We start from the raw sequence: 11,927 nt of genomic DNA, 5'->3' as shown, positions 1-11,927 counted from the left end.
ACGTCGTAAAAATACGCTGGCTGAAACGTTTAATCTAGAATTTATGGCAGATTACGCGTTAATTGCGCATCCTTGAACAACCGCTCGGCACTTGAGCTGAGACATTGGTCGAGTCCTGGAATCGGTTACGATTGGACAAAATGTCGGGGCAAGCTCCAGAAAACAAGGAAATCCCGGTTTGAAACTCAGTGATATCGCCCGCCTGGCCGGTGTGTCCGTGACCACCGCCAGCTACGTCATCAATGGCAAGGCCGAACAGCAACGCATCAGCAACGCCACCGTCGAACGGGTGCGGGCTGTCGTCGAAGCCCATGGCTTTACTCCTAACCCACAGGCCGCCGGGCTGCGCAGTCGGCACACGCGTACCTTGGGTTTCATCCTGCCTGATCTGGAAAACCCCAGTTACGCACGCATCGCCAAGCTGCTGGAACAAGGCGCACGGGCGCGCGGCTATCAGTTGCTGATCGCCAGCTCCGACGACGACGCCGACAGCGAACGCCAGTTGCTGCAACTGTTCCGCGCACGACGTTGTGATGCGCTGTTCGTCGCCAGTTGCCTGCCCGCCAGCGATGACAGTTACCGTGAGCTGCAAGCCAAGGGGTTGCCGGTGATTGCCATTGACCGGGTGATGGGCGCGGATCAGTTCTGTTCGGTGGTCAGCGATGACCGCCAGGCGTGCCAGCAGTTGACCAGCAGCCTGCTGCAACCGCTGCCAAAGCAGATCGTGCTGATCGGCGCACGACCCGAACTGAGCATCAGCCAGGAACGCGCCGCCGGTTTCCGTGAAGCCCTTGCGGGGTTCACCGGCGAGGTGATCGTCGAACACGCAGAAGCCTTCAGTCGCGACTGCGGCCGACAGCTGATGGAGCAACTTCTACAGCAACTGGGGCATTTGCCTGACGCGCTGGTGACCACGTCCTACGTGCTGCTGCAAGGCGTGTTCGACGCGCTGCATGACTTCCCGCTCAAGTCGCGCCCGCTGCGCCTGGGCACCTTTGGTGATACCCAGTTGCTGGACTTCCTGCCGTTGCCGGTCAACGCCATGGCCCAGCAACACCAACTGATCGCCGATACCGCCCTGCGCCTGGCCCTGGCCGCGATCGAAGAAGAACAGTATCAACCCGGCGTGCACGCCATCGGCCGGACGTTCAAGCAGCGTATTCACGAGGCTTGAGCGTGGAGCTGATCGACACCCATACGCATCTGGACTTCCCGGATTTCGATGATGATCGCCGGGAAGTCCTCACCCAGAGCCGAGCGCTGGGCGTGCGGCGCATGGTGGTGTTGGGGGTGTATCAGCAGAATTGGCAAAGGCTGTGGGACCTGGTGCAAGCGGACGAAGGTTTGTTCGCCGCCTTTGGCCTGCACCCGGTGTACCTCGATGACCACCGTCCCCCCGACCTGACGGCGTTGGGCGACTGGTTGACGCGCCTGCGTGGCCATCGGCAACTGTGTGCAGTGGGCGAGATCGGCCTGGATTACTTCCTCGAACAGTTGGACCGCGAGCGCCAGCAAAGCCTGTTTGAAGCCCAGCTCAAACTGGCCGTGGAGTTCCAACTGCCAGCATTGCTGCACGTGCGCCGCAGTCACGCCGCCGTGATCGCCACCCTCAAGCGCATCCGCCTGCCCCGCGGCGGCATCATCCATGCGTTTGCCGGCAGCCACGAAGAGGCTCGCGAGTACATCAAGCTCGGCTTCAAACTGGGGTTGGGCGGCGCCCCCACCTGGCCCCAGGCCTTGCGCATGCACAAGGTGCTGGCGCAACTGCCGTTGGAATCGGTGGTGCTGGAAACCGATTCACCGGATATGGCGCCTGCCATGTTTCCCGGCCAACGCAACAGCCCCGAACACCTGCCGGCCATCTGCACCGCCCTGGCCGAGCGCATGGGCATCAGCCCGCTATCGTTGGCTGAGGCGAGCACACGCAATGCGTGCGAGCTGTTCAATTGGTAACACTGGCGTGACCACTTGCAGGTCCAACGTGATCCGCTGCCGGTAACGGGCATAACGCAGCGCCAGAAAATGCACCAGCAGCACCACCAGTGACACGTTGAACTGCCCGATCACCGTGATCAGCCCCACCCATTCCGTGACCAGAGCCACGATCAGCACCATGCAGGTGAACACCGCCATGCTCGGCTGCACCAGCGCCCAGTGACCCAACACCTTGAGCGCCCGTAATTGCCGAGGGCAACTCAATTGCAAGAACTGCTGGCAATACGGGCAATCGAAGGGCTCTTCGATGGCGATGGCATTCAACTGCCAGGGCTTGAGTTCAAACCTGATATCACAATGGGCGCAATGCCCTTTGATGCCGACTGCAATGGTCATCGTCGTGCTCCCCTGAACGTGAATTTGTCTGAAACAAATTCTCACCCATTCACGCCGCCAGAAAAGACACGCGGGGAAATCAGGACAAGCACTACAGCCGCAAGCAAGACAACCTACACACAATTCCTACACTCGAAACGCACCGATCAATTGCTTCAACTCAATCACCTGCATAGACAGCTGCCGGCTCGCCGCTTCGGTCTGGTGTGCGCCCTGGGCCGCATGCTCGCCGGCGCGGTTGATTTCGACGATGTTCTGGTCGATGTCATGGGCGACAGCGGTCTGTTGCTCCACGGCGGCAGCGATCTGCTGGTTCTGGTCGACGATCATTCCCACGGCGCCAAGAATGTTTTCCAGTGCCTGCTGGACCTTTTCCGATTGCCCTACCGTGCCATTCGCCATGGCATGGCTGGTACCCATGGCCTTCACGGCGGCGGCCACACCGCTGTGCAAACGGCTGATCATCTGTTCGATTTCTTCGGTGGAATGCTGAGTACGCCTGGCCAGGGTGCGCACCTCGTCGGCCACCACTGCAAAACCGCGCCCCTGCTCACCGGCCCGGGCAGCTTCGATGGCGGCATTGAGTGCCAGCAGGTTGGTTTGCTCGGCGATGCTTTTGATCACCTCCAGCACGCTGCTGATGGACTGGCTGTCGGTGGCCAACTGGTTGATCACCTGCACCGACTGATCGATTTCCGAGGCCAGCCGCGCAATGCTGCCCTGCTGGGATTGCACCAGGCCGCGTCCACTGACGGTTTCGTCATTGACGCTGTGGGCACTGCTGACGGCCGCTGCCGCACTGCGTGCGACTTCCTGGGCGGTGGACGACATCTGATTCATGGCCGTCGCCACCTGCTCGATCTGGCTACGCTGCCCGGACACCGCCTGGTTGCTCTGGGCCGAGACCGTTTCCACCTGGCCGGCCTGGAGTTCGACCTGGCTGACGGTGTGCCCGACGCGCTCGATCAAGTCATGGATCTTCGCCACGGTGCCGTTGAACACCTGGCCCAGGTCACCCAACTCGTCGCGACTATGGGCAACAAAGGTGACGGTCATGTCACCGGCCGCCACTTTGTCCATCATCGCACCCAGACGTCGCAGCGTGGTGCGGGTGGACGCGTAGAAACCGGCGTACAAATAGAAGATCAGCAAAAACACCGCGCTCAGGGCCGAGACCAGCACCACCATGTGCGTGCGGTTCTGCGCCAGGCGTTGCTCCAACTGCTGCCCGAGGAAGGCCAGGGTGGCGTCATCCAACTGATAAGTCTGGGCCATGAGTTGGCTGACGCTGTCGTAGAAACCCTGCCAGGGCGCGTCGAGGGTTTCGGCCATCACCACCTGTTCTTCAAACAACTCACTGCCATGCTTGAGGCTGGCATTGCTGGCTTTGGCCAGGGTGTCGAGTGCCGCGTGCGCCGCTGCGCTGGAACCCAGGGCATCCTGCAACTTCAGGCCATATTCGGCCTGGAGTTTTTCCAATTGCTGCAACAGCTCGTCAAACCGCGTGCTGGACGAAGAATTGAGAAACCCCTGGCCCAGGGAATACGCGCCCATCGCCCGGCCTTCACCCAGAGCCTGGGTGACTTGTGGGGTGACGCTGGTGATCAGCTCGCTGAGTTGACGCAGGTCGCTCTGAGAGTCGCGGCTCAGCCCGGATTGGCTGGCGATGATCTGGCTGAGCATCTGCGATTTGTTGAGCAACTTGCCGATCAGTGCACTTTTGCTCAGCAGCGACGTTTCCTGTTGCTGGGCCTGGAAGGCCGCGATCATCTCGTCGCGCTTGGCGTCAAAAGCCGCAATCTGCTCAGGCTCGGTAGCCATGGCGTCGAGGCCTTGCAGGCGGCTGAGCACACTGGCTTCAAGGGCACTGATCTTGCCTTCAAGGTCGCCGGCTTTGCCGGACTGGCCGAGGGTGGCGTTGATCTGCACCTGGTTATTGAGGGTTTCCAGGTCGCGGCGCAGGGTCAGGCTGCTGCCGAGTAAATCGAGGCTTTGCAGTTCCACGCGGGTGCCTTGGAATTCACGCCACGAATCACGTACCAGGTAATAGTTGGTCGCCAGCATCGGCAGCAGGAACAACACACTGATCAGGCTGAACTTCATGCCGAAGCTCAGGCGATTCATCAGGGCGACGGCGGGATAGAGCAAGCTCTTCACAGGTGAACTCCCTTTCTTTTATTTTTATTGAGGTGCAGGGCGGCAGTTAGCCAGCATCTGTATAGCTCAATTTGAAAGGGAGTTTTGTAACTTAAGGTTAATGGGCAGGGGGGCTGCGTTGCAGCCCGGCGCGGGGCAAGCCCGCTCGCTACAAGGTCAGGGGAGGACGGTCCAGATGGCGAAGCCGGCGTACCACAACACCGCTGCGCGCAGCAGCAGTTCCCAGAGTCGGTCCAGGCTGTTGATGCCCTCGGGGCCGACCGCCGGTGGCGGGATTTCGGCGGCGACCAGGCCGACTTTTTCCACCAGTTGGGCGGCGCTGATATCCCAGCTCAGCAACTCATGGAGCATTACACGGCTGACGGCGACGAAGTTGCCGACCAAGGCAAAGCTGGCCGCCAGCAGGCGAACCGGCAGCCAATCGAACGCGTGGCGCAGTTGGCTGGCGCGCTCGGCTACCAAAGGGTTCTTGCTGTGCTCGCTGGCCAGTGCGAGCAGGCGATAAGCCAGGGCGGCAACCGGGCCGAGCAGAAAGTACCAGAAAATCACTGCGAAAAAGCTCTGGTAGGCCTGCCACAACAGATGGCCCTGGACGCGCTCGAGCAATTGCTCGCCGCTGTCGGCGCTCAGGCTAAGGTCACGTTCGGCCACATGCTCAGCGGCCTGCAGGTCACCGCGTCGCCAGGCATCGCGGAACGGACCCAGCCCGGCGAGCAGATCACCACGGCCCAGGCTGTAGATCACCACCAGCAAGTGCACCGGTAACGCCAAGAGTCCGTAGGCCACCGGCTCCAGCACCAGCAGCAACAGCGCCAGCAAGGCCACCGGCAACAACACCAGCAACGTCAGAATCAGCCAGGGCTGCTTGCCCATGCGCGGGCTCGATTCCAGCTTGGCCAGTTCGCGCAACCAACCGCCATCTCGCTGCAACCGCTGGCGCAGGGCCGAAAACTTCTCGATCCATACGGCCAGCACCAATACCAGGAAACTCATCGTGCGTGTCCTCCATCCTGCAGGGCGCTGCGAAAGCGCGTCCAATCAAAAGCGGGGCCGGGGTCGGTCTTGCGTCCCGGAGCAATATCGCTGTGGCCACAAATGCGCTGGGGGGTGATGCCCGGGTAAGCCACCAGCAACTGGCGGGTCAGGTCGATCAGTGCGGCATATTGAGCGTCGGTGAACGGCAGGTCATCCGTGCCCTCCAGCTCTATCCCCAGGGAAAAATCATTGCAGGTGTCGCGCCCCTCGAAATACGACACCCCGGCGTGCCAGGCGCGGTCAATGCAGGATACAAACTGCGTCAATGCGCCATCACGTTCAATCAGAAAATGCGCAGACACCCGTAGGTCGGCAATCCCTTCAAAGTAGGGATGTTCCGTGACATCCAGGCGATTCTGGAAAAATTCCTGCACTTTGCCGGTGGCGAACTGCGCCGGTGGCAGGCTGATGTTATGCACCACCAACAGTGAGATTTCGCCGGCGGGGCGCTCGTTGAAGTTGGGCGAAGGGCAATGACGGATGCCCTGGCACCAACCGCTGGTGGGGTCCAACTGCATATAGGTTCCTTGAGCGATACAAAGTGTGACCAGTATGCCGCGTTCGACCCTCCGGTTGCGATCACTTGCCGCAGTCGAGTTGACGCAGCTTGCCCACCACGGCCATCAGGGCGCGCTCGAACAATGGCCCGTCTTCCAGCGTATGCAGTGCGCCACACTTGAACGCCATTGCCAATTGACCGGCACTTTTCTCCAATACCTTGAGCCCCGTGCGGCTGATGAACACATAAGTGTTGGCCGGTGCCATGATCGCTGTCAGCTTGCAGCGCAGCGTGCTGGCCTGGCCTTCCTGGAATACTACCCAGTCGCCCACTTTAAGTTGGAGAGCCTTGTACAGGTCAGGGTCGTCACCCGGCAGCTCGGTGACCGGGTCGGGTGACCCCGTACTCAGCACAAATGGCTCACGCACCTCGATCAGCTCATCAACACCTTCAGGCGCCTGGATATGCAACGCCTGCAAGCGCACAAAAAATTCGCGGGTGCTGAAGGGGTCGAACGCGGCACTGGTCAAGCCGTCGCGCAAGGCCTTGAGCAAGCCTGGTAGCTGGTCCAGCAAACGCCGCCCGGCCTCGGTGTCCTGCTGCAGGCCGACGCTCCAGATCAGTTCGTCCATGGTGCGCAGCCCAGCTTGCCATTGCACCGACTGCTCGCCGTGCTTGAGGCTCGCCAACAGCAACACCTGGCTCCAGGCCTGTTGCAGGAACTGCACCACAGGACGGGGCAGGACTTTGCCCAACAGCCGTTTATTCAGCACATCGGCCACGCGCTGACGGGCGGCTTCAGTGCGCACGCGCCCGGCTTCGGCATCCCGGGTGTGTTGTTCGAGCAAGTCGCTGCGCCGCCGCTCATCAGCGGTAAACGCGCTGAACTCAGCGAGTAACTGGGAAAAAATCACCGGATCTTCGACATATTCGTTGAGCAAGCGCTGCACCACCTGCTCGATGCGCAGGTAAAGATGGTCGCGTTGGTAGTCATCCAGCGGGCTGCAGCCCATGGCGGCGGCCGAGATTTCATTGAGCAGACCCCGCGCCGGGTGGCCATTGCGACTGAAAACACTCTTGTCCAGCAACGCCACTTTCAGCAGGGGAATCTGCAAGCGGCCGATCAAGGCCTTGAAGGCATCGGGCACGCTCCGGTCATTGAGGATGAACTCAAACAGCAGCGCGACCAGATTGATCACGTCTTCGTCCGCGTCCTCCACCACCCGCGACTTACCACTTTTGACGCTGACGCGGGTGAGCAACTGCTCAAGCTGGCTGCGCAGGTCGAAATCGTCCTCAGACTCAGGCTCCGGCACGTACTGCTGCAAATGGGAGAGCAGGCGCAGCAGGTCCTGGGTGGAAATGGGCAGCGGCTCGGCGCTGGCCTCAAGCGTCGGCGCCACGCTGCCACGTACCGCCGTCAGCAACGGCTGCAGCGCGGCGAAGGCTTCCTGGCCATTTTCGTCACCGGACCGGTCGGCGACTGGCGAAGTTGCTTCGCGCGGATGCTCAGGTGCCGCACGCCCATCGATGCGCCGTGATGGTACGGCCTTGAGTTCAGGCAAGACGCCGGTTGCGACCAGCAGCTGATTGGCTTCACCGTATAGCTGATCGGCATCACTGAGCACGTATTTTTCAAAGAGCTTGAGCATGACCAGTTTGACGCGGATCTCCACGCCCAGGCTGCGCCCCGCCCGCAGGAAAAACTCACACAGCAGCGCCGGCCCCAGCGGGTTCTCACGATCATCCAGGCGGTTGCCCAGTAAAGCGCTCAAGCGTGCCGTAAGTTGTGCGAGAGCCAGGCCGTCACGGTGGCGTACCCGACCCAGCATGGCTTCAAGCGCCACGGCTTTTTCCAGGTCGTCCCTGGTTGAACCCGGCACCCCGTCGTAGGAAACCACCGGCACCAATTGCAGCTCGCCCCGCCCTGCCTGGCCCAGACCGGCGAAGGCATCGAAAAGACGCTCCATGAACACACGCTCGAAATTCTTGCGCTTGAGGCGCAGATCACGCATGGCTTCAAAGAAAATGTGGTGGTCAAGATTGTTTCGCGCCTTATCGGCCATTTCGAACAGCGTGTCGTCGGCGTTATCGAACAGCTCCTGCAACCCTTGCTGCAACTGTTGCGCCGCTTTGTCGCGAACCTGCAGCAACACCACCGGCAGTCGGGCGAGCGGCGATGGCGTGGCATGCGCCTTCTTGATTGGCACCACCTTTCCGTCATTGTGCATCCTGGCCTCCTGAAACGGCGGTATTTAGCGAGACGTCAAAGCTATGACGCCAATTGCAAGGCGCGAGATTATCTTGCAAACAAGGGGGTTTGCGCTAGCACACTCTGTCATTTGCCGGTAAATGAGCAGGTCGCTGGGTTCAGACGCGCACTGCCCCTATAATCGGGTCACTTTGTCTGTGGAGCCTGTTATGCCGAATCTCCGTCTTGCCGACCTCACCGCCGAAATCGAAGCCAACGTGCGCCGCGCACTGCTGGAAGACATCGGCAGCGGCGACATCACTGCGCAGTTGATCCCGGCCGAACGGCTGGCCACGGCCACCATCATTACCCGCGATGCAGCAGTGATCGCCGGCACCGCCTGGGTGGATGCGGTGTTCCGCCAGCTGGACCCACGGGTCGCCGTGCATTGGCAGGTGGCCGACGGGGAGCGCGTCAGCCCCAACCAAGTGCTATTTCACCTTGAAGGGCCGGCACGTTCGCTGCTCAGCGGCGAACGCTGCGCACTGAATTTCCTGCAATTGCTGTCCGGCGTCGCTACGCGTGCCCAATTTCTGGCGGACTTTGTTTCCAGCACCCAAGTCAAGCTGCTGGATACCCGCAAAACCCTGCCGGGCCTGCGCCTGGCGCAGAAGTACGCAGTGACCTGCGGCGGCTGCCACAACCACCGTATCGGTTTGTATGATGCGTTCCTGATCAAGGAAAACCATATTGCCGCCAGCGGTGGCATTGCCCAGGCGATTGCGGCCGCGCACCGGATAGCTCCCGGCAAGCCGGTGGAAATCGAAGTGGAAAGCCTGGATGAACTGCGCGAAGCCCTGGCCGCAGGTGCGGACATCATCATGCTGGATGAGTTGAGCCTGGAAGACATGCGTGAAGCCGTACGCCTGAACGGCGGCAAGGCCAAGCTGGAAGCCAGCGGCGGGATCAACGAAAACACCCTGTTGCCGATCGCTGAGACCGGGGTGGACTACATCTCGATTGGTGCGATGACCAAGGATGTGAAGGCGGTGGATTTGTCGATGCGCCTGAGTATCTAAGGATTCTTGACTGTAGGAGCGAGCTTGCTCGCGAAAAGCGTTAACGATAACGCGTGAACGCTAACTGCACGCGGTGCCCTTGAGTTCTTCGCGAGCAAGCTCGCTCCTACAGACTGCTTCTAAACTACCAGGTCATTCATCTCGCAGTACTCTTCCCATTCGACACCCAGCACTTCGGCCGCCTCTTTGTGCAAGGCCAGTCGTGCCGCTTCGAATTCTTCCGGTGTCGAGGTGTACTTGAGGGTCAGCTCCCAAGGCTGATAGCCCTGGCTCTCGGCCTCGTCCTCGAATGCCCACTGAATCTGGTCGCGCTGATCATCGGCGCTCAGGTCCTTGATCTCTTCTTTAAGCTGCGGCGATTCCTCGAGGTATTTTTCGAGGGCTGCTTGATGCCGAACTTCCTGGGTCATTTCAGTCGTGGTCATGTTGTTCTCTTAGATCGAGGAATGGGGATGCATCTGGGTCATCAAGGTTGCGCAGATACAAGAGAGCAGGCTCAAATGCCGGCTCGTCTGGCCTTAAGAACCATTCTGGGATCATCTGAAAACGGTGTTGCCATGGTGCCTTTTTGCCCGAGACAGGAATCGAACCTGCGACCTTCGCGTTACGAGTGCGCTGCTCTACCGGCTGAGCTACACGGGCGGTGGGCTAAAGCTAGCACCGCATTGTGAGTCCGGCAACTTGCGACCTTCAGCGTGCAATCACTCCCTGGGCCCAGAAACGTGGTTGCAGCAGGCCATCATGAGTATCCAGGTACTGCTGCTGGGCTTGCTTGATGTGAGGCACATCGCGAGCAGCGATAAAAACCAGCAGACCGACGGCCAGCAAACTCAGCACGTTCCAGGCAGCCCAGGCCATTGGCAGCCCGACGATTTTCGGAGTTTTCCACATATGCAGCGCCATCAGCCAGCCCACCACCAGCGCCAGCCAGACCTGGGAGTTGGGCATCACCATCACACCGTCGACCATGGACTGCACCAACACCCCTAACAAAGCCGCAAACAGGCATAGCCGCAACAGATCAGCGCGAGTGTTCGAGAGCGCTCGTTCGCGCAACACGCCGAACGTCGCCCAGCCGCCACGCCACGCCAGAGCCATCACGCACACGGCCGATGGCACCCCCCATTCACTGGCCCATTGCAGGATGGCCTGGTGCGGATGAGCGGCGATTTCATTGGCAATATCGGCGAAATGCATCGGCCCGAAGCCCAACCATGGACGCTCGACGAGCATATGCCAAGCCTGCCACCAGATCGGGCCACGCCCCGACAGGGTGGTGGTGAGGCGGTCACTGGCACCCTTGGATATCTCGATCCCCAAGTAACCCGCCCCGACCGTAAACACCAGCCAGTACAACAGCACCCCGCCAAACACTGCCGCCAGTTGCCAACCCAGCCATCGTCGCCCCAAGGGACCCAGTACCGCCAGCCCACCACCGGCCACGCACATGCCAAGCCAGGTACCGCGCGTACCGCCGGCGATCACGATCATCCACCACACGCACAGCAACGCAAACACCGCACCCTTGAGCGGACGCGAAATAGCAGGAATCAACAAAGGAAGCGCCAACAGCGGCAGAGTGAACGTCTGGAATTGCCCGTAGAAGCGCTTGTTGGAAAAGCCGGACAGCAGCAGGTCAGGGTCCAGCGTGTGTTCAGCGCTGATGAACACTTGTGCGCCCGCATACAGGTACTGAATCGACTTGATCAGGCATAGCAGCAGCACCACCATGATCAAAGCGCGATCCAAAGGCTCACCGCCATGACGACGCAGCAAAGCGAACGCCACGGCAATCGCCCCACAACTGACAAACAGCGCCATTTCGGCAAGTGCCCAGAGCGGCTGATGGGCCAACGCTGATGACACCAGACCCAGTACGATAACCAGCACCAGGCCCAGGGCGGTCGGCCGATCGACCAGTCGGCCAACAGGGGCGACCGACAACCCGTACAGCACGGCGCAAGCCCCGATGGCAATCTGCATTACCCGCTGAAAATCATGCCCACTGAACGGCGCACAAATGCCGACCACCATCAGACACACCACTGCCACCAGGAAAACATTGCCACGCTGCTGTATGGATACCGCCATCGGCCACCTCAACTTCCCTGTGGATGGTGTAGCAGCTACGCCCCGTCGGCGCCGCAGCCCTTGGCAACATACTTCGCGTCGGCGGTGGTGGTGCATTTCCAACCGGTGGTGGCGTTGCGCGTCAGGCTGATGATCTTGCCCAGCACCGGCGCAGGGGCGTCGAGTATGTCGCAACTGATGGTGCCCGCACCCGTTGCCACATCCCCTGTCACGTTGATCGTGCAATTGGCGGTGGGGCTGGCGCCACCGACCAATGCCAAGGTCGGCACGGTGCCCTGGTTGAGGGTGTCTTCATACCCAGGCTTCAACGCGGTGATTTCAGCCAGGCCGGCGGTGAACTTGGCCTTGGCCTGATGAGTGGTGTACATGGGCAGGCCGATGGTGGCCAAAATGCCGATGATTGCCACGACGATCAACAGCTCGATCAGGGTAAAACCTTTTTGACGTATCACATTCACTCTCCAGGATAGATCTCATGACAAGGCGCTTCCTGCGCCCCGTGTTGTGCAGCGGCGCCAGTGTACTCATCCGCAGGCGGTCAATC

The 11,927-nt window shown here is 60.6% G+C and carries 11 protein-coding genes and 1 tRNA gene; 3 read left to right on the top strand and 9 right to left on the bottom strand.

The annotated features are described in order from the left end of the window. Positions 1 to 178: 178 nt before the first annotated feature. Complete coding sequence (gene cra, locus BLR69_RS25785) at positions 179 to 1,174, top strand: catabolite repressor/activator (RefSeq protein WP_071494185.1); 996 nt, start codon at positions 179 to 181, stop codon at positions 1,172 to 1,174. Positions 1,175 to 1,176: 2 nt separating this feature from the next. Then, positions 1,177 to 1,953: a TatD family hydrolase gene (locus BLR69_RS25780; RefSeq protein WP_071494186.1), complete on the top strand. Its 777-nt coding sequence runs from the start codon at positions 1,177 to 1,179 to the stop codon at positions 1,951 to 1,953. On the opposite strand, the gene BLR69_RS25775 is transcribed toward BLR69_RS25780, so the two are convergent. The 5 genes from BLR69_RS25775 to BLR69_RS25755 form a co-directional block, all read right to left on the bottom strand. Beyond that, positions 1,900 to 2,331 carry a hypothetical protein gene (locus BLR69_RS25775; protein ID WP_071494187.1) on the bottom strand — a complete coding sequence of 144 codons (432 nt, stop codon included), beginning with the start codon at positions 2,329 to 2,331 and terminating at the stop codon, positions 1,900 to 1,902. The two genes, BLR69_RS25780 and BLR69_RS25775, sit on opposite strands and share 54 nt — an antisense overlap. 126 nt (positions 2,332 to 2,457) lie before the next feature. Next, positions 2,458 to 4,488 carry a methyl-accepting chemotaxis protein gene (locus tag BLR69_RS25770; RefSeq protein ID WP_071494188.1) on the bottom strand — a complete coding sequence of 677 codons (2,031 nt, stop codon included), beginning with the start codon at positions 4,486 to 4,488 and terminating at the stop codon, positions 2,458 to 2,460. Positions 4,489 to 4,644: 156 nt separating this feature from the next. After that, the gene (ampE, locus tag BLR69_RS25765) at positions 4,645 to 5,481 is read right to left on the bottom strand and encodes a regulatory signaling modulator protein AmpE (RefSeq protein ID WP_071494189.1); all 837 of its coding nucleotides are present in this window, start codon (positions 5,479 to 5,481) and stop codon (positions 4,645 to 4,647) included. Beyond that, positions 5,478 to 6,041, bottom strand: a complete 564-nt coding sequence (ampD, locus tag BLR69_RS25760; protein WP_071494190.1) for a 1,6-anhydro-N-acetylmuramyl-L-alanine amidase AmpD — start codon at positions 6,039 to 6,041, stop codon at positions 5,478 to 5,480. Before ampD ends, ampE begins: the two co-directional genes overlap by 4 nt. Before the next feature lie 61 nt (positions 6,042 to 6,102). Beyond that, entirely contained in the window at positions 6,103 to 8,253 is a 2,151-nt protein-coding gene (locus tag BLR69_RS25755) for a DUF1631 domain-containing protein (protein ID WP_071494191.1), read from the bottom strand. Between the two features lie 190 nt (positions 8,254 to 8,443). On the opposite strand from BLR69_RS25755, the gene nadC reads away from it, so the two are divergent. Further along, a complete protein-coding gene (nadC, locus tag BLR69_RS25750; protein WP_071494192.1) occupies positions 8,444 to 9,292 on the top strand; it encodes a carboxylating nicotinate-nucleotide diphosphorylase in 849 nt (282 codons plus the stop codon). A 119-nt stretch (positions 9,293 to 9,411) separates the two neighbouring features. Here the strand turns inward: nadC and BLR69_RS25745 are convergent, their stop codons facing one another. The 4 genes from BLR69_RS25745 to BLR69_RS25730 form a co-directional block, all read right to left on the bottom strand. After that, positions 9,412 to 9,717 carry a DUF6388 family protein gene (locus BLR69_RS25745; protein WP_033903347.1) on the bottom strand — a complete coding sequence of 102 codons (306 nt, stop codon included), beginning with the start codon at positions 9,715 to 9,717 and terminating at the stop codon, positions 9,412 to 9,414. 144 nt (positions 9,718 to 9,861) lie between these two features. Continuing rightward, positions 9,862 to 9,934 (bottom strand) — tRNA-Thr (locus BLR69_RS25740). Between the two features lie 48 nt (positions 9,935 to 9,982). Then, the gene (locus BLR69_RS25735; protein WP_071494193.1) at positions 9,983 to 11,383 is read right to left on the bottom strand and encodes an O-antigen ligase family protein; all 1,401 of its coding nucleotides are present in this window, start codon (positions 11,381 to 11,383) and stop codon (positions 9,983 to 9,985) included. 35 nt (positions 11,384 to 11,418) lie between these two features. Next, positions 11,419 to 11,832: a pilin gene (locus tag BLR69_RS25730; protein WP_071494292.1), complete on the bottom strand. Its 414-nt coding sequence runs from the start codon at positions 11,830 to 11,832 to the stop codon at positions 11,419 to 11,421. Positions 11,833 to 11,927: the final 95 nt, after the last annotated feature.

Source organism: Pseudomonas azotoformans, assembly GCF_900103345.1.
In the GTDB taxonomy this organism is placed as follows: Bacteria; Pseudomonadota; Gammaproteobacteria; order Pseudomonadales; family Pseudomonadaceae; genus Aquipseudomonas; species Aquipseudomonas azotoformans.
The sequence above is the reverse complement of the archived record's forward strand: the minus strand, read 5'-3'. Positions and strand labels throughout refer to the sequence as shown.

Coding starts and splice junctions, on each gene's coding strand:
- BLR69_RS25755 (WP_071494191.1), bottom strand. CDS start 8,253: ATGCACAATGACGGAAAGGTGGTGCCAATCAAGAAGGCGCATGCCACG.
- nadC (WP_071494192.1), top strand. CDS start 8,444: ATGCCGAATCTCCGTCTTGCCGACCTCACCGCCGAAATCGAAGCCAAC.
- BLR69_RS25735 (WP_071494193.1), bottom strand. CDS start 11,383: ATGGCGGTATCCATACAGCAGCGTGGCAATGTTTTCCTGGTGGCAGTG.
- ampE (WP_071494189.1), bottom strand. CDS start 5,481: ATGAGTTTCCTGGTATTGGTGCTGGCCGTATGGATCGAGAAGTTTTCG.
- BLR69_RS25745 (WP_033903347.1), bottom strand. CDS start 9,717: ATGACCACGACTGAAATGACCCAGGAAGTTCGGCATCAAGCAGCCCTC.
- ampD (WP_071494190.1), bottom strand. CDS start 6,041: ATGCAGTTGGACCCCACCAGCGGTTGGTGCCAGGGCATCCGTCATTGC.
- BLR69_RS25775 (WP_071494187.1), bottom strand. CDS start 2,331: ATGACCATTGCAGTCGGCATCAAAGGGCATTGCGCCCATTGTGATATC.